We start from the raw sequence: 20,601 nt of genomic DNA, 5'->3' as shown, positions 1-20,601 counted from the left end.
ACGGTATTTTCAGAGCACTTCCAGCCTCTGGCCTGTAGCTCTTTAGTCATTCGAGGCGAGCCATAAACCTTAAGGTTGTGGTCTTTATGTATGGCTTTAATTTCTGCAAGCAATTCTAACTGAGTGCATTTTCTCTGAGTTGACGGCTGGCTAACATAGTACCTATAACCAGCTCTTGAAACGCCGAAAGCTGCGCACAGCTCTAGCTCCGAATAGTTACCCTGATCCTTCATTTTCTGAACTAGCTCATATTGTTGTGAGGATCGTTTCCCAATATGAGCGCAGCCTTTTTTAGGATTTCTTCACGGCGCTGTGACTTGGCTAGCTCTTGGCGCAGCCTCCTAACTTCCTCAGCTAACTCTGCGACCGAAGCCTCCTTGGGGACTTCGTTCATGCCCTCGCCTGAGGCTCGGTCACTCTCTGCGTCCCCAAGGAGCTTCTTTTTCCAGGCATAAAATTGGCTGGGCGAGATTTGGAAGTCTCTACAGATTTGGGTTACGCTTTTAGCACTACTCAGAAAGTAATCGATGACTTCCTGCTTAAATTCTTCGCTATGTCTTCTACGTGGTTGTGTCATGGTCTCTATGATTTCTTGGTATCAATTAGGAGACCTGCTGGCTAGTATTTTGGGGAAGTTCATAATGAGTTTTTATTTCACAGCGAAGGTTCGGTTTTGATTCCCAAATGTATAAGGAAACTATTTGGGATTGGTGGGTATAAAGTGAAACCAATTACAGTTTCAGATTTGCACAAAGCCATTCTGAGGCAAAAAATGCACAACCAGCACCTGGACCTTACGGTGAAAACGCGAGTCGATAAAGTTGAGTTTATGAACACCGAAGGTCAGGTGTAACGTTAGGCTAAAAATGAAACAATCAGATAAATCACCACCGAAATGGATAAGATTCTTCTCATGGTGTTTTGCATTTCTCACTATCATTCCAATACTGGTTATAGGGCAAATGATTTATCGAGGAGACATATTTGGCTTATCTGCCTACGGTTTTTCAATTGAAGAGGGAGCTGGCGAAGTGCATTTTACTGTTATGCTAACAGGTACGATTCTTCTAGGTGGACTCACGGGGATTTTCATCCTAACTAGATGTAAATTCGCTTACGATTTTGGCATTGCGTATTCTCTATCCGCTCTAGGAGTGATTAGTTACGGGCATTTTTTAAGTAGTTTACCTCTTGAGGATGGAGGGATTCAAAGTCTGCTGGTTTTAGGTTTTCTTTTTCACCTTATTCGTAATAGATCGATTTGGCGAACAAACTGGGCTAACAAGACAGCCTACACCAATGCTCTACCCGCGCCGAGTCAACGTTGAAATGATTCTTACTAACTATAACCTGAAATCAAAGCTCGCTCGCTGGTAGCGGCTGGGCGGCTTTCGACGTTCTCCTTTAAATGGCTGATCCAGAAAATGTTAAACCTGCCACGTGCGGTGGTTCTGCTCTGGCTATTCTCGTCACCATTGTCTTGATAGGATATTCTACTTTTCAGAGTAGCTTCGGATCTGGTCCTTCCAATTTCGGAGGGACGATAGTTGGCCACTTATTGCTCATTGTCGGGCCGATTTTCACTGGCTTACTTGCCCTTATTGGCTTTAGCAGAGGTGAGAGCCCTATGTTGCCTTCCGTAGTAGCTTTAATTGGAAGCTTGGTTGTTTTTCTGTGCAGGTCTTGGATTTTGGCTCCCGGCTAGTCGGTCAGCTCCAACAAAAAATGTCTAGGTGAACAAGCCGAAGCAGGCGCCCCTATCTCTCCAGCTGATAGATTTACGGTGACTCTTGGACTTGGTTGTGGCAGAAATTGATATGCGGCGCGGTTTCGTATCCAGCGGGGTTGGTCGCCAGTACTTAACGTTAACTTCAAAAATGATCCGCCAACTCATAACAATACTCTTGCTTCTTCAAGTGGCCTCGGCAGGTGAAATTTCTATCGAGTCCGCCAAGAAGAATGGCATGTTGGAGACCTTACAGAATTACATTAGGCACAATTCTATCATCGTCGACATTTGCGTTTACGAGCAAGAGTGGGTTCCGCCTTCTGCTACATTACCCAAAGGCCAGCTGATTCAGAGAGCTGTTGTCACGCATGTCCACTGTGGGGAATGGCAGATCGGACAGAAGGTTCAGTATGTACATTTCATTGAGGATGCACAGCGGTTCAACGGGCGCTTTGTTTCCACAGTTCCGGGCGAGCTTCGGACATTCTTTTACTCCCCCGACGGATCGGAGACACATGAAGCCGACATGGTCGAAATCAATGGCGATGGCCACTGGGGATTTGGGCGTGTGAACGATGTTTTTGCTGAGTTGTTCGCCCTGGAACTGAAGTCTAACGCCAAACTGAAAATCAAAAGCGAACAAGGCGATGCCCCCGACCGCTAGCAGCTGAGCAGCTAGGTTTTTCAGACTGTCTCACACTATTTATAGCTTTAATCGTTTATAGAAGCTGCCATCGCCGCCGGTGAACTTTATGTTATGCAAAAAATGAAACATACCTCTGCGATTATACTTCTAGTTCTGATTGTAGTGATGATAGCCCTACAATCTCAGTGTGAAAAAGCTGCTACTACAGCGCCTGAAACAGTCACTCAAATGACAGCTGGAGATAGGTTTTGGCTTTTTCGTGAAGCTTGTCGCACAGGTGACGAGACTGGAGTAAGAATTCTGCTCCGTCTTGGAGCTGATGTTGACGGGATCAACGACTATAAAGAGTTTTACGAGGCGGGATACGTTGAAGACACAGGTTGGGGTGTCGAGCCAAGTTGGCCAATCAATCAGGCTGCCTGGAACGGTCATACTAATATCGTCAATATCTTAATCGAAGAAGGAGCTATGGTAGATAATATGGAGGGTGAAGGAAATACAGCTCTCATCAATGCAGCATTCAAGGGACATCTCGAGATCGTTACTATTCTATTGGAAGCAGGAGCGAACCCACATTTGAAGGGGGTGAACGGGTGGAAACCAGTGGATGCAGCGAAGGCAGCTAGTCATGAAGAGATTTACTTGCTTCTACGAGAGCTAACCAAGAGTTCCAATGAGGAGATACCTGAATATGGCACGTCATGGCAGACCTCTAACATGAATGCGCACAACAAGCGCCCGATACCGACACATCGCGGCTGCAAGTGACGGAATTGCAATTATTGAAGACTCTAACGACGTCTATCGGCTCAGTCGTGGCGGGTTCAGCGGCAGTCAGCTGCAAGCGCTAATTTACAATGGGCGTGGAACCGTGCGGTCAGCGATAGAATTTGGTCGAAAGCCGGCATGGAAGGCGATGGTCTGCTAGGTCTCTCATCTGCGGGTGAAGGGCTCCACGGTGGCGCATTTGCATCCTCGCTGCATGATTGTGCGCGATTTGGGCTCTTGTTTACCCCCAGCTGGAATGTAGTCGCCGAGGAACGTGTCGTGCCAGAAGACTATCTCGACGCCGTCTACGCCGCGGTCAATGCGGGTATCTACGGCAAAGGCTTTCAAGGGCCGCGCATGATCAGGTCGTTTGGTGAAGACGACCCACCAAAAGGAACCTCCTATCAGTGGGATGCCATCTTTGCCGACGGCGACCTCTATAAAAGCTGGGCTCGGCGGCTAGGCGCTCTACGTTTCCCCTGAAACCGATACAGTCGTTGTCTACTTCTCGACAACACGGAGCAACTCGCTTTCCATTATTTCCTATGCCCGAGCCATTGTGAAGCAGCTCTATAGATAGGCTAAAAATTGTCTACAGCCTCTCAGATTAATTGAATTCAGCTACTTACTTTATTAGGGTTCAGCGCTGTGCTCCCATAAAGTGATCATGGATCACATGAATGCGTACGTATTCCAAGCGCTATAAGAAGTGAAATTGAAAACGGCACTTCTTAAAAGCATTGCTTGAAAGCAGCATTGAGCCAACACACTTGCCTATCAGATGATGGCAACTTGCTTGCAACCGGCTCATCATTTCTGCACTTAGATAGATGTCATGTCGGAAACATCTCTTTTCCCCTGCTTCGAGCAGTCGCTGACCCCAAAATCGGTATATCGATTCAGCAAGAACCTAACACAAAAATCACTAGGAAGGCTCTTGTTAAATCATTTAATAATAACGTTTCAATACTGACCCAATACAGCGGAGAGCGAAAGATGATGAACCTTCACACGTAAATAGTATGCTGTGATTGCTCGAAAGTATTTCTAGCAAGCACAGAATGAATCGAAGCTCTCCCAAATATGCCTCACCACCCTAGCCGCTCGCCGAGCAAAATGAATTAATGATTATTAACCGACAACCCAGCAGCCATAGACCCGACCTCAACTAGTATTTGCGTCTCATTGAATTCGGCAAAATTTGAAAATTTGCTGACAAAGTGATTCTAACATAATCATTTTAGTGCGCCCCACTCCCCCCTGTCTTTTCAGCTGAGCGCAGACAAGAATACCTAGCAAACAGGCTAACAGCCCACTCCAGCCATCGCGATGAATATGCACACAGCTCCCAGATGATGCAGTCCATCTCGCGATTCAACAAGAGCAAGCTAAGAATAACATGATCGAAATTAGCTAACGCGTTAGATAACGCTGAAAAAATCGATCCGCATAAAGATTTAAAAAATAACAGATGAAGAAAAAATATGCATTATGGGCCATGTCGGCAATGATCCTAGCCGTACCCATATCAGAGCTTAATGCCGCTAAGAATAATGACCCAATCGTTATTGAAGCGCCAAAAAGAACCATGACAAAAGCTAGCCTTAAGGCGTCTATCCTGAACCTGATAGATGCCTACGGCGCTGAATACCCGCACGGAAAAGCCTTTCTCAAGCAGCTGGAATCTATCGATGATACCCAAGAAGCATTGAACAATTTTGCGGTTAAGGCACTGGCGGCAGAAAACCCATTACTGAAAGATAAAGACATCCTTTTTGTTGAGCGCCCACAGTATCCAAAAGATCACCACAATACGGGCAATATCTTCCAGAAGGGTGAGATCAACGAGAAAAAGTTCCTCAAGATGCAAGGGAGCGAACTTAAAGTGCTCTCACTGGATACAAACAAGGAGAAGACCATCTTCCGCTCAGAAACAGGCGCTATTCGCGACCCAGAAGTTCACTTCTCAGGCGAGAAACTAGTATTTTCCTATCGTGAGAACATTGATGACGATTATTCTATCTACGAGATGAATGTTGACGGCTCCAGCATGAAGCAGTTGACCTCTCTAGCTGGTGTCTCTGACATCGATCCATTCTATCTATCAGATGGCAAAATTGCCTTCAGCTCAACTCGAGAACCGAAGTTCTGTACCTGTAACCGCCACATCATGGCTAACATCTACAAGATGGACAGTGATGGAGCTAACATTCTTCAGATCGGCAAGAGTTTAGAATTCGAAGGTCACGGCATTCAGATGCCAGATGGCAGACTGCTCTATAACCGCTGGGAATATGTAGACCGTAACTTCGGAGGTGCTCAAGGACTCTGGACATCTAACCCAGACGGAACTAATCCAGCGCTTTACATGTGGCAGAGCACTCCGCATCCCCTACTGAATGCCCGCCCTATTCCTGGCAGCAATAAACTCATCGCCATCATCAGCTCATGTCACGACAAGGCATGGGGCGCGCTAGCAATTCTCGACCGTAACCGCGGGGTCGAAGGGTCTGAGACAGTTGTTAAGATCTGGCCAGAAGCAGCGCGTGCTCTAATCGCTGATGAATCTCAAGATTACTCAGGCTCTGGTGGTTTTGATAACTTCAGAAGGTTGCCAGTGAAATACGAAGATCCACTGCCGCTTTCAAAAAACTACTTCCTCGTATCACGTAGCATTGGCGACATAGCTAACACAGAAGTAGCTATGTTCCTCATCGATATGTTTGGCAATGAAGTCATGTTAGCCAAGTCTGACAAACCAGGCGGTGGTTATTACGACCCAATGCCAATTCAGAAGTATGAAAAACCAGCTCTCCTAGCTGATAAGACTGATCTATCAAAGACAGAAGGCACCTTCCTAATCATGAACGTTTATGAGGGTAGCCAGATGGAAGGAGTGGCTCCAGGATCTATCAAATGGCTGCGCGTTGTTGACAACCCACCAAAAATGAACTGGACCTACCCTGAATACCAAGGTCAAGGAACGCAGTCTCCAGCGATGAATTTCCACGACTTCGATAACAAGCGAGTGATGGCAACCATTCCTGTTGAAGAAGACGGCTCCGTGCAATTTACCGTCCCCTCAGATAAATTTATTTACCTTCAGTTGCTAGATGAAGAAGGCAAAATGATCCAGTCCATGCGCAGTGGCATGGTCGCCCAGCCCGGTGAGGTCAACTCATGCATCGGCTGCCACTATGATCGCGATAATGCCCCACCTCCACATGCAGGTAAATTGTCAGCCCTATCAAAACCTCCCTATAAGATCACAGAAGAGACCGCTGAAACTGAGGGCAACTTCTCCTATCAAGCACTGGTGCAACCTATCTTTGATAAACATTGCCTATCATGTCACGACTACGATACCGAAGGTGGTGAAAAGCTACTACTCTGTGGCGACCTAACGGAAACATTCTCGATATCATATCTCGAGCTACACAAGAAAAAGTACATTTCCACAGTAGGTGGCGGAGCTAATAAAGTATACGGCGCATACGAATGGGGATCAGCCAAAAGCAAGCTGATAGAGATACTTGATCAAGGACATGAAGGGGTAAAACTCTCGGCAGAAGAATATCACACCCTGCTCACATGGATTGATCTGAACGCTCCGTATTACCCGGACTACAGCAGCGCCTACCCTGAGGGAGCTGCCGGCAGATCCCCTCTAACATTGGAAGAGTTTCACTCTATCGAAGGGATTAGAAAACGTCCATTCGGCTATTATTCACCAACTTACGTCAACTTCACTCGTCCAGAACGCAGCCCAGTTCTAAAAAAACTGGAAGCAAATGACAAAGAACATGCCCTAGCTCTGATTAGAAAAGGCGCCGAAAAACTCAAACAAACACCACGCAATGATATGCCTGGATACAAGCCGTCAGCTGAGGACCAGCGACGACTTGATCGCTACGATGAGTTAGTAGATCGAGAACTTCAAACTCGACGTGCCATTCAGAAAGGCATGAAAGTCTACGACCCAGGAATTGGCGAAAAATAATCCCTTCAGCTAAATTAGGTCTAACCACCCAGACCTAAGCTCAAGCCCATTCACCCATGCTTGCCACAGCTAGCTAGGTAATGGGCTTTTTTTGTTTTCACAGCCCTCCCCCCCCTATCCGCTAGATATCTGATTGACTCATTAGAGATTTGTTTCATCCTGCGGAAATATTATCACCACAGACTATCAGAACGGCTACTGAAATACTTATGTTCTGAAAATATACTAACAAACTCTGAAGTTCACCCGATATCATGAAGATGATAAACTTAAAAAATGTAGCCCTAATATTCGGGCTGATCCTACTACTGCCAGTAACAACTACGGCAGCGGACTCAAACAAATCAGAGACCACGTGGCCAGGCGTTCAATCCTCCTTCCATTCTTTTAAGCAATATGACTTCCAGATTGAGGAACTTAACTGCAGGCTTGTCATCCCCAATGAGGTTGCCGCAGGAAAACCGTGGATTTGGAGAGCTAGGTTTTTTGGCATTGAACCTCAGACTGATATCGCCTGTTTGGAAAATGGATTTCATGTAGCCTATGTTGATGTAGCTGGACTATTTGGCTCACCTGCAGCGGTTGAGCGATGGAATACTTTCTATCAATACCTGACAACTGAGCATGGGTTCCACAAGAAACCAGCGTTAGAGGGCATGTCTAGAGGTGGATTGATAGTATACAATTGGGCTTCAGCAAACCCTGAAAAAGTTGGCTGCATCTACGCAGATGCCCCTGTGTGCGACTTCAAAAGTTGGCCAGCTGGCAAAGGCTCAGGAAAAGGAGCTCCTAAAGCTTGGCTGAAGTGCCTGCAAGCCTATGGCATGACGGAAGACGAAGCTCTAGCATATAAAAATAACCCTATCGACAAGCTGCAACCCATAGCCGCTGCCGGCATCCCATTACTGCATGTTGTCGGCGACGCGGATCTGGTCGTGCCCGTGGCTGAAAATTCCGCTATCATTGAAAAACGTTATAAGGAGCTGGGCGGCTCCATTCAGGTGATTCACAAAAAGGATGTTGGCCACCACCCTCATAGCCTTAAAGACCCCAAGCCCATCGTTGATTTCATCTTAAAAAATGTCCAACCGTAGCGCCTAGCTGATAGAAAATATCTTAGCTACTCAAACTAACAGACACGCACATTCGACTAAAGGCAGCCTATGAAATATCTGATCCTGATTGTCATTTTGATGCTTGGTACAGGTCACGCATTCGCAACAGAACACGATGCCAGTCAAGCTAACAAAACCACGCCTGAACAGCTCCTAAAGAATAGCCAAAAGATCCTCTTCCTCGGAGACAGCATTACACAAGCTGGTGGCTACGTGGCAAACTTCGACGCCTGGTTAGTGAAACGCTTTCCCCTGCAGCGGTTTACCGTAATCAACGGCGGATTAAGCAGTGAAACAGTTTCCGGTTTAAGCGAAGAAAACCACGCTGGCGGGAAATTCTCACGACCGTGTTTGTTTGAGCGCTTAGAGCGAGTGCTCGATAAAACCAAACCTGATCTAATCATTGCCTGCTACGGCATGAATTGCGGCATCTACCGTGAGTTAGACGAAATGAGGTTCGCTCGTTACCGCAACGGCATACTGCGCCTACGGGCAGCCGCCCGACAATACGAAGCCGAGATCGTGCATCTAACTCCGCCAATTTTCGATAACCATGGCAAAGATGGTTTTGACTACGACAGCGTGCTCACCAGCTACGCAAAGTGGCTGGTAGATCAACAAGAGCTAGCATGGCACGTCGTCGATGTTCACTCAGAAATGCGCACCAAGGTTGACCTCGCCAAGCAACAACAACCTAACTTTACTGTGCAGAAAGATCGTATCCATCCAAACGGCGATGGCCACTGGATGATGGCACAGTGTCTAATCAAATACTTTGGTGACCCTGATTGCGCACAGCTAAGCTCCGCGAATGCACTCCTCGACAGCTCAAGGCTGAACGCCATCACGCAGCGAATGCGTAGCTATCAAAAAGCCATTCATGCGGAAACCAATCCCCTGCGGCCCAATGTACCAAAAGGCGGCACACTCGAATCTGCTGCAGAAGAAGCTAGAAGTCTCGAGCAGCAGATTTACAAGTAACCTAACTGGGCACCAAACCCAACGATTTGAGCCAAGCAAGCTGATGCTGGTTCATTCAAGCTAGCGACAAAGCACACGCCAGCAAGCTAGTGGAGAAATTGGTGACAGCCCGAAACTAACCGCTAGATATTTCGTTGACTGATTAGAGATTTCTATCACCTTCAGATAAACTCACCCAACTATTCAGAGCTGTTGGGATGCAGACAGGCTAGACCTAACTAGACTCGGAGTTCTGCCCGACCCGGACCTACTAAATACAGAAAAAGCTAAGCAGCTGGCGGACACGATGAACTATGATGAGCTCAAAACTTTCCCCCATCCAGTTAACTATACCGGCTAGCTAAACTAGCTCTCTATCAATCTCCCATGACTCATCATTTCACTTCAAATGCCACTCATTATTGGACGCGTGTTGTACCCATACTATTAGCTGTCGCCTCCTTCACGGCTATCCCTTCTTTCGTAGAAACAGCTAACAACCCGTCTGGTTTTCAGTTAATTGGTTCAGCCATCTTGACCATTCTGCTAGGTTCGACTATTTACCTGAGGCCTCAAACCTATACCGTGCAATTTACTGAAACAGAGGTAAAGATAACTAACAAATCAGAACGAGTTATTTATTCATCTTCACTAAATGAACTAGAATCCATTTCCTTAGCCCGCTGGGGGCTCGTTGTTGGGCATCCCATTGGCTGGATAGCCATCAAGAAAAAAGGGGCTGATAGGCCGCAATACATTGGCGCTATCTCAGGGCATCAATTTCAGCACGATGACTATACGCGTATTTCTGAAGACTTCTTTGCCATAACAAAGCAGTAGTCATCATTAGACTAAATTTACCACGTCACTTCCAATGCTTAGCAGCAGTCAGCTAACTAAGCGACCAAGCATGACCAGTTTTCTGCTCGGAAATTGTCCACAGCTTGGCTGCCATCTCACGATCTAGTGCCAATCTATCTAATGAACACTCACCAACTGGGCCGACGGTTTCAGCTCTTTTTGTTGGACCATAATTGGCCACACTTTTTAGCCCATCACGAGTGGCGCACATCACTTCAGGCCAAGCTCCCCGCTCAGCGGATTGTGCGATGATGCGCGAAAGCATCGCCCACAGCATTTTATTGAAGCAACTGGCAGTGTCCTTCAACAAATTGGTACGCGACGCGCCTGGGTGGCAAACCAGCACTTGGACATCTTTACCAGCTGACTGGACACGGCGCTGCAGCTCGTAGGCAAACATCATCTGCGCCAGCTTGCTCTGCGCATAAGAATTCCACGCCGTGTAGTTATTGTCGAAATTAAGGTCATCAAACTGAATTTTCTTCAGACCCATTTTATACGCGTTGCTACCGACAACTACGATGCGCCCATAAGACGCCGCTATGCGCTCGAAAAGCAAACCACATAAGAGAAAATGTCCAAAGTGATTCACCCCTAACTGGCTTTCAAAGCCGTCCACGGTGATCTCCTGCCTGGCCACCTGAGCAATGGCGGCATTGCAGATCAGGGCATCAATCTGCAGCACCTTTTCTAGCAATTCGGCCGCGGCAGCACGAACTGAATCCAGCACTGCTAGATCCATGCGTACAAAACTCACCTCGGCATGAGCTCCAAATTCTTCTCGCAGCTTGGCAATGGCTGCAGCTGACTTTTCCTCACTGCGGTTCATCATCACCACTTTGGCGCCTTTAGCTAGAAAGATGCGAGTGGCTTCAAAACCCGCCCCACTGTTAGCGCCAGTGATGACGTAGGTTTTTCCAGCTAGCGATCCAAGTTGATCAGGCGTCCATCCATTCAATTCAAAATTTTTATTATCCATCATTTTTCTAAGATTGGGTTTACCGGCTACAGATAGAAAATCTGCGTCCCAGCGATGATTAACCATAACTCTCAAATGGTGACAAAACTAGGGGTGATCATCGCCAAAACTTGCCCAATTGTCTCGCCAGCTTGAACTTATGCTCATCTAGCCTTATGTAATTATCGTGAGTAAAAACAAAATAAAACATCTCATCGAGGACCTAACTATCGATGAAGGGCTGATAGAAACTGGCATCGAAGGGGTAAAACTTTTCCGCATCACCGAGTGTCACCGCTGCGCCCCAGCAGTGTACGAGCCAACCGTGGTCGCCATCCTTAGCGGTAGTAAAGAAGCCATTTTGGACGGCAAGCATTATCTCTACGACAACAGCCAATACATGTGCTGTTCCGTGTCGATGCCTGTTGAGGCTGGCACACCAGACGCCTCGCCCGACAATCCGCTGTTGGGAGTTTACATTTCGCTAGATACCAGAGTGATGACTCAGCTAGCCATAGAAATAGAAAGCGCAGCAGGTGCAATTTCCGCCCCCAAGAGCAGCACCTTGCCACAAGGATTTGCTCTAGCACATTGGGATGAAACATTCACCGATGCCCTCTTGCGTTTACTGCAGTTAGTAGGCCAGCCAGCTGACGCAGCCGTACTGGGTCGCTCACGCTTGCGCGAACTCTACTACGCCGTGCTCAAAGGTGAGGCGGGAGATTCCGCTAGACGCGCATTTGGCGTCGGCAATGAAATCGCCCAAGTCATCAAGCTATTGTCATCATCATCAAATCAAACAATGAGCGTAGAAAAAATGGCTCAGCATGCCGGCATGAGCCGTGCGGTATTCCACCGAAAATTCAAACAAGCCACCACCTTATCGCCCATCCAGTTTGTAAAATCTATGCGCTTAAATAAAGCCGCTATGATGATAGCTGAAGGAATTAGTGTAAGTGAAGCCGCCTTAAACGTCGGCTACGAAAGCCCCTCACAATTCAGCCGAGAGTTCAAGCGCGCCCACGGCCAATCACCAAAACAATGGTGTCTAGCTAAGGCCTCTAACTAACAACAATTCCAACACCACAGATCAAGATAACAAAAAAATATTCCGCTTAGTTTTCTACCGAAAAAAATACACGGCATTTTTCACAGCGCCATTTCAATTCGTGGCAGAACCACTCGCACATACTTCGCATTAAAATCTAACTGGAACCTTGATGATTGAGTCATAAAACAACAGTCAGACTAACTGCTAGCTAATTCATTGACTGATTAGATATTTCTATCTTCATTTGAAATACTTCGCTATACCTATATAAATCGTAGCTTTGCCACTTCTGCCATGATGAAAACCTATCATCCAAACATAACAAGATGATAACTAGTGAATGCCATCCATAATCGCAGCCTCAGCTAATCACACAACTGCTACTACAAACTAGCAAAGATGATCATAAGTCATGCTTAAAGATCTATTCCATGGCTAATATCCGAGGCTTAATCACTGCAGCGGGCTCCTATCACTCTAATTACAACGACAAACTATAATACACTTAGATTCGAAGATTAACACAATGAAAAAGACAACACTCAATCCCCGCGTTTTGGTAGTATTCTTGATGATGTTCACCGCCCCAATTCTCTTGTTTTCAGGAGTGACATTGCATAGCGCCGACGCAAATCAAGCCGAAAGGCTTAAATTCATTTCAATGGCTTTGCATAATGTTACGGCTCTGGTGTGTTTAATTGCCGCAATTGTGCACATGAAGTACAATTGGAAACCGATCCTTAATTATGTGCGCAATAAAAAAGATGGGCTACTCAAATACCCGAAAGAACTTGGTGCTGCGGGCATCATGACCGCTATCTTGTCTCTCCTCGCGGTGTCGCATGTACTACGACACCATTGATAATAGCATATTAACGCGAAAAAAAAACGCACGGCATTTTTTCAGCTGCAATCAGGCAAAACCCTATAAAATCAACGATCCCGTCAGCTCTTAGCAGAAATTTTGCGGGTTTTTCTGGGGATTTCCCAGCCAGCTAGCTGGACAGAAACAAGCAACTCCCCATCATTTCAATCCCGTAAATACGAGAGAATCAACATTACCCAAATCCGCAGCGCAATAAACCTTCAGCGCAGCAAACCTTCAGGGCGAAGCCCGCACCTTAGCGAGCTTGCGAGCGAACCTTCAAGCCCGCGAAAAAAAATGCACGGCATTTTTCAGCTACAACCTTACCAAACCCTATAAAATCAACGATCCATCCAGCTTTCCATAGAAATCTTGCGGGGTTTTCTGGGCATTTTCCAGCCAGCTAGCTGGACAGAAACAAGCAACCACCCATCATTTCAATCCCGTAAATGCGGGAGAATAGACATTACCCAAATCCGCAGCGCAATAAACCTTCAGCGCAGCAAACCTTCAGGGCGAAGCCCGCACCTTAGCGAGCTTGCGAGCGAACCTTCAAGCCCGCGAAAAAAAATGCACGGCATTTTTCAGCAACAACCTTACCAAACCCTATAAAATCAACGATCCATCCAGCTTTCCATAGAAATCTTGCGGGTTTTTCTGGGGATTTTCCAGCTAGCTAGCGGACGCACAAATAGCGTTTTGTTTATCATTTCAATCCCGTAAACACGAGAGAGTCTCCATTACCCGAACCTTCAGCGAAGCGAACCTTCAGGGCGCAGCCCGCACCTTAGCGAGCTTGCGAGCGAACCTCCAACCCCACGCACCTTCGCGGAGCGAAGCACACCTGCCACCCGCTAGCGCGGGAGCAGGTTCAAACTAAATTTATTTATCAGTATCAGCCTTACGTTCGAGGAAGGCTTCGATGAGTTTGGTATTTGGGTCTACCCAGTTTTCATCAGCACCTTTAGCGTAGGAGAATAAATCACGGTGCATGTATTCATAATACGCTTCTTTTTCCTCGTCGTTGAGCTGGTACCAGATAGCCACATTAAATGCGCGGCAGACTTTCTGCATCATTTTAAGCGTGAGCCTACGTCCCTTGCGGGCTTTTTGCACCTGCTTGTGGGTCATTTGCTCAGTGGACACTTCAACCAAATCGTGGTTGGACATGCCCCATGCCTGCATCATTCTGTCGAGTGGCTGGTCGCCGAAATCTCTTTCCATGCACATCGTGTAAACCAAAATTAAAAATTTGGAATTTAGAAATTTGAAATTATCGTGCAAATCATGCCTAGCAAGAATGAGATCCTCGACCTGTACTTTATGGACAACCGCCATAAGCTGATCGATATCGCGGCTTTTCTCGACCGCTTAGACCGCCACGACGGCGACGCCGACTTTCGCCACCCTGCGTTTTTGCAGGCGCTGCAAGCGATGCTGGCCCCTGGCGATCAATCTCGAGCGGAGGCGGTGCTCAACGCGCTGTCTGATCACAGCACCGAGCCCATCGACAAAGCGACTATTCAGGGAGCCGTTGGAGCGTGTCCGCCAGCTGAAAAACAATAAACTGTCGTTTGCTAAACATTTCCCAAAGATCGTGCATTTCGCTAGCTAATCGCCAGCATTCCAGCAGATCTATCCATCACACTACCACTAGATTTTCATGAAATACATCGAGCCTCACGCGCACATGGTGTCGCGCACCACAGATGACTATCAGGCCATGGCCATGGCTGGCTGTGAAATTATTTGCGAGCCCGCATTCTGGGCTGGATTTGATAGAACATCAGCGCAGGGGTTTTACGATTACTACTGCCAGCTCACCCAGTACGAGCCAGCACGCGCTGCTAAGTTTGGCATCGACCACTACAGCTGGCTGTGCATCAACCCAAAGGAAGCCGAAGATTCAGGCTTCGCCCGTGAGGTGATGCAGATTATTCCTGAGTTTTTAGATAAACCTAACGTGCTCGGCATTGGCGAAATTGGCCTTAACAAAAATTCCAAAAGCGAGTTGGTCATCTTTGAAGAACACGTCCAGCTGGCGCTCAGCCACGACCTGCCCATCCTCATCCACACTCCACACCTAGAGGACAAACGCAAAGGCACCTTGCTTATTCTCGATGCGCTGAAAAATGCCCGTGTCGACCCTAGCAAAGTGATCATCGATCACGTTGAAGAACACACCATCAAACCTGTGTTAGACGCTGGATTCTGGGCCGGCATGACTCTCTATCCAGAATCAAAATGCTCACACGCCCGCGCCATTGACATGCTGGAATGCTACGGCATGGAGCAGATCTGGATGAACTCAGCATGTGACTGGGGAGTCTCAGACCCGCTCGCCGTTGTCAAATGCGCGCTGGAAATGCGTAAACGCCAGCACCTAGAGCAAACGATCCAAAAGGCGATCTACGACAATCCAAAACAATTTCTCTCGCAATCAAAACACTTTAAAGCATAGCAATACGTCATGGACACCATGCTAGATATCATTCTGCAAAAAATCGAATCGCTCAGCGCAGCTGAGCAAGACCAGCTGGCTGCACGCTTGTTAGTGCTACGCATGAAGCGCTCTAACGCCGGCGGCAGTGCCATCGAAAAAGTGCACAAGCGCATCGACGACGGTGAACCAACAAAATGGACCGACTGGGAAGTCGCCCAGAAGGCATTAGACAAACCAGACGCCTAAGCTAACGGCCATGTTTTCCCATAAACACACCACGCTGCTACACACGGAAGTGAGCCTAGCGCTTTTCCAGCTGGCTAACAAAAAGCACCTTATTGAGTTCATCAAAGCACTCAGCGCAGATCCAACATTACAAGGTGACGACGTGCAAGTAGACCCGCGCGGCCGCGAATACCACATCAAGGTTCTCGGTCGCCACGCGCTGTTCTACTTCGTCGACCCCTACGCCCAACAAACCCGCCTACTCACCCTAGAGCGTCTCGAGAACTAACCCCCTCTAATCACCCTTCACGGATCACACACACCAGATTCCATGCTCCCATCCTACTGCACTAACATCCACCCAGCTGAGAACTGGGAAGAAACATTCCATGTTCTCAAAACCGACGTGCTTGCCGTGCGTGATGGGCTCGCTCAAGACACCGCATTCGCCGGCCAATCATTCCCCATCGGCCTGCGTCTCTCCGCCCTAGCAGCAGAAGAACTGCTAGCCAACCAAGGCGTAGAGTTACAAATATTTATCGACTGGCTGGCAGCAGAAAACTGCCACGTTTTCACCATCAATGGCTTCCCCTACGGGGCCTTTCACGGCACCTCAGTGAAAGAAAAAGTCTATCAGCCTGACTGGACTACGCCAGAGCGTCTTCACTACACCAAGCAGCTATTCACCATTCTAGCAGCCATTCTCCCCAGCCACATGAGCGGATCAGTGTCCACCCTGCCAGCCTCATTCAAAGCCTTTGGCGCCGATGAATCTATCATCTTCAGCCAGCTAGAAGAATGTGCAGAATTCATCGAAGATCTCAGCTTCGAAACTGGCCTAGACCTCCACCTCGGCCTCGAGCCGGAACCTCTCGGACATTTCGAGAATACCGAAGAAACCATCGCCTTTTTCCAGCGCCTATTTGCCGCCGCCAAAGATGCTGATGTGGTGCGCGAATTCATCGGCGTCAACTTCGACACCTGCCACTTTGCTATCGAATTTGACCAAGCTGGACAAGCGCTCAGCCAACTCCAAAAGCATGATATCAAAATCTCCAAGATTCACCTATCCAGCGCTCTATCATTCAACCCTAATGATCCAGCTGGATTAGAAAAAATCAGCCAATTCAACGAACCAACCTACTTGCATCAGGTGATCACTCGTGGACCAGAAGGTCAACTCAATCGTTACGCTGACCTGCCAGATTACCTTCGTGCGCGGCAGCTAGGACAACACGACGTCAAGGCTAACGAAGCTAGAGTTCACTTCCACATCCCCGTCTACGCCGAGCCTGAAGCCCCTCTCAGCTCGACCATGCAGACACTCAAAGAGACGCTGAGCTGGTGCAAAGAGCACCCAGATGCCTGCCAACATTTTGAGATCGAAACCTACACCTGGGGAGTCCTACCCAACAACCTCCAACAAGGGCTCACCCAACAGATCATCTCAGAATTCCGCCACATCATCCAGCTGATGGAAGGCTAGCTGAGCCATTCTCTGACAACGGTGCAGCCAACAGCATCGCAGCCTATTAGCAAACTTTCACCACCCTAACCCGCTAAATGTCCCACACCATGTGGTATAAAGTCGACTACCAGCGAGAACACGGCAGAAAATTTGTATTTCCATCATCGGGAAATGCGATAGTTTTGCCTCGTATCGCCCGCCTCCATCCAGTCGCACCACTATGGCCAACGCTCATTTCTACCTGCACCACCACCCTCGCCAAGAATCGCTAGCCGATCTACTGATCGATAAACTTGGCCAAGAAGGCAAAAAAAATCCCTTTGCTAGATCTACGGTGCTCATCCAAAATCGCGGCATGGCCACCTGGCTGCGCCAACGCATCGCAGCCAAACATGGCATTTGCATGCAGCTAGATTTCCCGCTGCCTGATAAGTTTTTGCGCGAAACACTCAGCCATATCCCAGAGCTATCATCAACAGCTGACTTGCTAGAAGGTGATCGATTACTATGGTTGATCTACCGCGCCCTGCCAGACCTGCTAGACAAAGCTGAGTTCGCCCCACTAGCCCATTACCTCGAGGACAAATCCGACCTCAAACGCTACCAACTCAGCGACCGAATCGCGCGCCTGTTTGATAAATACCTGATCTATCGCCCTTTCTGGATTCAGGCATGGGAGAATGGCGAATCCGTAGCTACGGATGATAAAACCAGCGAAACTTGGCAACGACTACTCTGGCAGCACCTTCGCCAGCTACAACCCGATAGCCAGCACTGGGTACAGGCACTCATCCAGCTAAGCGAAAACTCAACCACCGCTCTAGCAGCGTGCAAGGACCATCTACCTCCAGCGATTCACGTGTTTGGTATGTCTAACCTAGCACCGAGCTACATCAACTTCCTCTACCTGCTCAGTGAAGTGGTCGAGGTAAATATCTACTGGCTCAATCCTGTAGACGGCTACACCGGTGAAAGCCAAAGCAAACGCCAGTGGATGATGGAAAAAGAGATTGGCAGCGAACTGCAAGATGACTGGCTATTTGATCTACAAAACCCATTGTTAGCCAGCTACGGGCGTATGGGCCGCGAGTTTCTATACTCGCTGCACAGTGGTGAGAAGGCTGAATACGAGCTCCAACAGGTAGACTTCAATCCCAGCCACCCAGTACCCTATGAGCCGCAATCTCTACTACAGCGGCTACAAGATCAGATCTATCAAAACATCTACGATGAGGATCAGCTAGCAGTAGCAGCTGATGATGATAGCATTGACATCCGCAGCTGCCACACCCCACTGCGCGAGGTAGAAACACTGCACACCTACCTGCTAGATCAATTTGAAAAACACCCCGAGTTAGACGCTTCTGAGATTCTAGTTCTGTGTCCGCAGATTGAAAAATACTCACCAGCTATTGAGGCTGTATTTGGCTCCTATGATTACTCTAACCCGTGTTTCTTACCCTACCACATTAGTGACCGATCAGCGCCAGCAGTTGAGCCGTGCATTCAGGCAGTGATTCAGCTGCTTCAGTTACAAAACTCACGCTTTACCAGCCGCGACGCCCTATCATTGTTAGCCGTCCCGTCTCTAGCTGAAAACTTCAACATCAAGGAAGACGGACTAAAAGAAATCCAACAATGGATAGAAAATGTTGGTATTCGCTGGGGATTTGACCGCCAGCACGTGCAGATGATTGCTCAGCAAAAAATCAGCGCTGACTGGTCGTGGCAAGCTGGCCTAGAGCGGCTCATGTTAGGATACGCCATGCCTGAGAACTCGCTCAGCGACCCTGACGCGGAACTGCTCTGGCACGATACCCTCCCCTACGATCAAGTCGAAGGGCAGAGCGCTGAACTCCTTGGTTCACTGTGTGACTTTGTCCAACTGATGCATAAAATTTGGCAAGCCCAACAGGAAAAAAGAACCGTCGCAGAATGGATAGAAATCGCCCATTCATGGATTACTGATGCCTTCCGCGCCGATGCCGACACCCAACAACGCCTCATCCCGGTAAATCAGGCATTAGACAAATTGGCTGAAGCTAGCCAAGCCGCGCAAATCGACGAAAACATTGAAGCCGCCACATTTGCTCAGTACATCAGCGACCACTTGGCTAACGAAAGCCCTGAAGGTGGATTCCTCAATGGCTCAGTCACCTTCTGCGAACTCAAACCAATGCGCGCGATTCCATCAAAAATCGTCTGCATGATTGGCATCAACCACGACAGTTACCCGCGCCGCCCAGGCGAACTGCAATTTGACCTAACCATCAAAAACCGCCGCCCATGCGACCGTTCATCACGTGACGACGACAGCTACCTGTTTCTCGAAGCAATTCTATCAGCCCGCAATTCTCTCTACATCAGCTACACCGGCGCCTCTATCAAAGATGGTAAGGAACGTCCACCGTCAACCTTACTACAAAGTTTCATCGACCAGTTTCCAACCGCTGACCAACTGTGCACCAGGGAAGCCTTACACGGTTTTGACCCGCTGTATTTCTCCTCTGCAGCAAACAGACGCCAGCAATACGATGCTTCATTGTTAGCTGCTAGCCGTGAACTGCTCAGCCAGCAACCAGACCAATCGAGCCGGCCGAAAATCCCTCGCATTCCAGATGATGAGCAAACGGTGAGAGAAATCGGCATTCACGAGTTAGTCAGCGCATTTGATGACAGCTCACGTCATTTCATCCGCCATGGACTGCAAGCCTATCTGGCCTATCAATCCCCTCCCGTCAGCGAGCATGAACCATACGCGATGGATGGTCTGAGTAGCTATCAAATTAAAGACCGCGTGCTGCAGGATGGTTTATTTTCCAGCCAGCAAATACGTGCTCACCACCAACTCAGCCACATTCCAGCTGATATCCTCGGCGATGTGGCGATGGAAAAAATCAACCGCAGCTACGCGCCCTTGATTGATCAGGTGATTCCTTCCAGCCCTTACGAGCTCGACCTAACGATTCAACATATTCGCATCACCGGTCAGATCCAGCTAGCTAACGATGGAGAACTGGCTGTCACCTGCCGACCAGCTAAGGTCAAAGCAAAAGATTGGATGAAGCTGTGGTTGCACACACTCGTAGCCAGCGCCGCTACTAAAAAAGCACATGGCGGCAGCCACCAATTCGACAGTAAAAAGGGTCAACTGGAAGTACTCAACTTTGATTACGTTCAGCCAAAAGAAGCTGAGGAAATCCTAACTCAATGGCTGAACATCTATGAAAAAATGAATCACCAACCGGTGCCACATTTCCCAAATAGCTGCTACGAATACGCAAGCGCGCTCTACGCCCCCAAAGGTGAGCCCGACAACAAAGAAGCCGCGCTCCGGGCAGCGCTAACTACTGGCTGGAAATCTGGCAGTCATAGCTATGGCGATGATAGCAAAGACAGTCATTTTATAATCTACGGCACAGAACCGCCGCTCAACGATGAATTTGAAAGCCTCACTGAGCTTCTCTGGAAGCCAATGTTTGACCACCTCATGCAAGACTAACATCAGCTAG

At 48.2% G+C, this 20,601-nt stretch carries 20 protein-coding genes; 16 read left to right on the top strand and 4 right to left on the bottom strand.

Annotated features, from left to right (window positions below):
- Both JIN82_RS02555 and tnpA read right to left on the bottom strand, forming a co-directional pair.
- Nucleotides 1–233, bottom strand: a 233-nt coding sequence (locus JIN82_RS02555; protein ID WP_200310074.1) for an IS3 family transposase, incomplete at its 3' end; no start/stop codon positions are given.
- An 8-nt stretch (nucleotides 234–241) separates the two neighbouring features.
- The gene (tnpA, locus tag JIN82_RS02550; RefSeq protein ID WP_200310073.1) at nucleotides 242–577 is read right to left on the bottom strand and encodes an IS66 family insertion sequence element accessory protein TnpA; all 336 of its coding nucleotides are present in this window, start codon (nucleotides 575–577) and stop codon (nucleotides 242–244) included.
- Nucleotides 578–866: 289 nt separating this feature from the next.
- Between tnpA and JIN82_RS02545 the strand changes: the two genes are divergently transcribed.
- The 8 genes from JIN82_RS02545 to JIN82_RS02510 all read left to right on the top strand — a co-directional run bounded on the left by JIN82_RS02545 (nucleotide 867) and on the right by JIN82_RS02510 (nucleotide 10,058).
- The gene (locus JIN82_RS02545; protein ID WP_200310072.1) at nucleotides 867–1,328 is read left to right on the top strand and encodes a hypothetical protein; all 462 of its coding nucleotides are present in this window, start codon (nucleotides 867–869) and stop codon (nucleotides 1,326–1,328) included.
- Between the two features lie 474 nt (nucleotides 1,329–1,802).
- Nucleotides 1,803–2,393: a hypothetical protein gene (locus tag JIN82_RS02540; protein ID WP_200310071.1), complete on the top strand. Its 591-nt coding sequence runs from the start codon at nucleotides 1,803–1,805 to the stop codon at nucleotides 2,391–2,393.
- Between the two features lie 93 nt (nucleotides 2,394–2,486).
- Nucleotides 2,487–3,143, top strand: a complete 657-nt coding sequence (locus tag JIN82_RS02535) for an ankyrin repeat domain-containing protein (RefSeq protein WP_200310070.1) — start codon at nucleotides 2,487–2,489, stop codon at nucleotides 3,141–3,143.
- A gap of 138 nt (nucleotides 3,144–3,281) precedes the next feature.
- Nucleotides 3,282–3,626: a hypothetical protein gene (locus tag JIN82_RS02530; RefSeq protein ID WP_200310069.1), complete on the top strand. Its 345-nt coding sequence runs from the start codon at nucleotides 3,282–3,284 to the stop codon at nucleotides 3,624–3,626.
- Nucleotides 3,627–4,614: 988 nt separating this feature from the next.
- On the top strand, nucleotides 4,615–7,143 hold the full coding sequence (locus tag JIN82_RS02525) for an HzsA-related protein (RefSeq protein ID WP_200310068.1): 2,529 nt from the start codon (nucleotides 4,615–4,617) through the stop codon (nucleotides 7,141–7,143).
- Between the two features lie 254 nt (nucleotides 7,144–7,397).
- Nucleotides 7,398–8,237, top strand: a complete 840-nt coding sequence (locus JIN82_RS02520; protein ID WP_200310067.1) for an alpha/beta hydrolase family protein — start codon at nucleotides 7,398–7,400, stop codon at nucleotides 8,235–8,237.
- A gap of 69 nt (nucleotides 8,238–8,306) precedes the next feature.
- Entirely contained in the window at nucleotides 8,307–9,239 is a 933-nt protein-coding gene (locus JIN82_RS02515; RefSeq protein ID WP_200310066.1) for an SGNH/GDSL hydrolase family protein, read from the top strand.
- 366 nt (nucleotides 9,240–9,605) lie between these two features.
- Nucleotides 9,606–10,058, top strand: coding sequence for a hypothetical protein (locus JIN82_RS02510; RefSeq protein ID WP_200310065.1), 453 nt, complete (start codon nucleotides 9,606–9,608; stop codon nucleotides 10,056–10,058).
- A 52-nt stretch (nucleotides 10,059–10,110) separates the two neighbouring features.
- Here JIN82_RS02510 and JIN82_RS02505 read toward each other — a convergent pair whose 3' ends face one another.
- Nucleotides 10,111–11,061 (bottom strand): SDR family oxidoreductase, encoded by a 951-nt coding sequence (locus JIN82_RS02505; RefSeq protein WP_200310064.1) that lies wholly within the window; start codon nucleotides 11,059–11,061, stop codon nucleotides 10,111–10,113.
- 163 nt (nucleotides 11,062–11,224) lie between these two features.
- Here JIN82_RS02505 and JIN82_RS02500 point away from each other — a divergent pair, with 163 nt between their 5' ends.
- Both JIN82_RS02500 and JIN82_RS02495 read left to right on the top strand, forming a co-directional pair.
- Nucleotides 11,225–12,106 (top strand): AraC family transcriptional regulator, encoded by an 882-nt coding sequence (locus tag JIN82_RS02500; protein WP_200310063.1) that lies wholly within the window; start codon nucleotides 11,225–11,227, stop codon nucleotides 12,104–12,106.
- Nucleotides 12,107–12,614: 508 nt separating this feature from the next.
- Nucleotides 12,615–12,950, top strand: coding sequence for a hypothetical protein (locus JIN82_RS02495; protein WP_200310062.1), 336 nt, complete (start codon nucleotides 12,615–12,617; stop codon nucleotides 12,948–12,950).
- An 885-nt stretch (nucleotides 12,951–13,835) separates the two neighbouring features.
- Here JIN82_RS02495 and JIN82_RS02490 read toward each other — a convergent pair.
- Complete coding sequence (locus JIN82_RS02490; RefSeq protein ID WP_200310061.1) at nucleotides 13,836–14,177, bottom strand: hypothetical protein; 342 nt, start codon at nucleotides 14,175–14,177, stop codon at nucleotides 13,836–13,838.
- Nucleotides 14,178–14,240: 63 nt separating this feature from the next.
- Between JIN82_RS02490 and JIN82_RS02485 the strand changes: the two genes are divergently transcribed.
- From JIN82_RS02485 to recC, 6 genes are all read left to right on the top strand, one after another.
- Nucleotides 14,241–14,519: a hypothetical protein gene (locus JIN82_RS02485; RefSeq protein ID WP_200310060.1), complete on the top strand. Its 279-nt coding sequence runs from the start codon at nucleotides 14,241–14,243 to the stop codon at nucleotides 14,517–14,519.
- Between the two features lie 97 nt (nucleotides 14,520–14,616).
- Entirely contained in the window at nucleotides 14,617–15,414 is a 798-nt protein-coding gene (locus JIN82_RS02480) for a TatD family hydrolase (protein WP_200310059.1), read from the top strand.
- 9 nt (nucleotides 15,415–15,423) lie between these two features.
- Entirely contained in the window at nucleotides 15,424–15,642 is a 219-nt protein-coding gene (locus JIN82_RS02475; RefSeq protein WP_234041723.1) for a hypothetical protein, read from the top strand.
- A 10-nt stretch (nucleotides 15,643–15,652) separates the two neighbouring features.
- Entirely contained in the window at nucleotides 15,653–15,910 is a 258-nt protein-coding gene (locus JIN82_RS02470) for a hypothetical protein (RefSeq protein ID WP_200310057.1), read from the top strand.
- Between the two features lie 42 nt (nucleotides 15,911–15,952).
- Nucleotides 15,953–17,107 (top strand): metabolite traffic protein EboE, encoded by a 1,155-nt coding sequence (gene eboE, locus JIN82_RS02465; RefSeq protein ID WP_200310056.1) that lies wholly within the window; start codon nucleotides 15,953–15,955, stop codon nucleotides 17,105–17,107.
- 202 nt (nucleotides 17,108–17,309) lie between these two features.
- Complete coding sequence (gene recC, locus JIN82_RS02460) at nucleotides 17,310–20,591, top strand: exodeoxyribonuclease V subunit gamma (RefSeq protein WP_200310055.1); 3,282 nt, start codon at nucleotides 17,310–17,312, stop codon at nucleotides 20,589–20,591.
- Nucleotides 20,592–20,601 lie beyond the last annotated feature (10 nt).

The organism is Persicirhabdus sediminis (assembly GCF_016595495.1).
Taxonomy (GTDB): domain Bacteria; phylum Verrucomicrobiota; class Verrucomicrobiia; order Verrucomicrobiales; family Akkermansiaceae; genus Persicirhabdus; species Persicirhabdus sediminis.
This window is presented reverse-complemented; position numbering and strand designations above follow the sequence as displayed.

Coding starts and splice junctions, on each gene's coding strand:
- tnpA (WP_200310073.1), bottom strand. CDS start 577: ATGACACAACCACGTAGAAGACATAGCGAAGAATTTAAGCAGGAAGTC.
- JIN82_RS02545 (WP_200310072.1), top strand. CDS start 867: ATGAAACAATCAGATAAATCACCACCGAAATGGATAAGATTCTTCTCA.
- JIN82_RS02535 (WP_200310070.1), top strand. CDS start 2,487: ATGCAAAAAATGAAACATACCTCTGCGATTATACTTCTAGTTCTGATT.
- JIN82_RS02530 (WP_200310069.1), top strand. CDS start 3,282: ATGGAAGGCGATGGTCTGCTAGGTCTCTCATCTGCGGGTGAAGGGCTC.
- JIN82_RS02525 (WP_200310068.1), top strand. CDS start 4,615: ATGAAGAAAAAATATGCATTATGGGCCATGTCGGCAATGATCCTAGCC.
- JIN82_RS02520 (WP_200310067.1), top strand. CDS start 7,398: ATGAAGATGATAAACTTAAAAAATGTAGCCCTAATATTCGGGCTGATC.
- JIN82_RS02515 (WP_200310066.1), top strand. CDS start 8,307: ATGAAATATCTGATCCTGATTGTCATTTTGATGCTTGGTACAGGTCAC.
- JIN82_RS02510 (WP_200310065.1), top strand. CDS start 9,606: ATGACTCATCATTTCACTTCAAATGCCACTCATTATTGGACGCGTGTT.
- JIN82_RS02505 (WP_200310064.1), bottom strand. CDS start 11,061: ATGATGGATAATAAAAATTTTGAATTGAATGGATGGACGCCTGATCAA.
- JIN82_RS02495 (WP_200310062.1), top strand. CDS start 12,615: ATGAAAAAGACAACACTCAATCCCCGCGTTTTGGTAGTATTCTTGATG.
- JIN82_RS02490 (WP_200310061.1), bottom strand. CDS start 14,177: ATGGAAAGAGATTTCGGCGACCAGCCACTCGACAGAATGATGCAGGCA.
- JIN82_RS02485 (WP_200310060.1), top strand. CDS start 14,241: ATGCCTAGCAAGAATGAGATCCTCGACCTGTACTTTATGGACAACCGC.
- JIN82_RS02480 (WP_200310059.1), top strand. CDS start 14,617: ATGAAATACATCGAGCCTCACGCGCACATGGTGTCGCGCACCACAGAT.
- JIN82_RS02475 (WP_234041723.1), top strand. CDS start 15,424: ATGGACACCATGCTAGATATCATTCTGCAAAAAATCGAATCGCTCAGC.
- JIN82_RS02470 (WP_200310057.1), top strand. CDS start 15,653: ATGTTTTCCCATAAACACACCACGCTGCTACACACGGAAGTGAGCCTA.
- eboE (WP_200310056.1), top strand. CDS start 15,953: ATGCTCCCATCCTACTGCACTAACATCCACCCAGCTGAGAACTGGGAA.
- recC (WP_200310055.1), top strand. CDS start 17,310: ATGGCCAACGCTCATTTCTACCTGCACCACCACCCTCGCCAAGAATCG.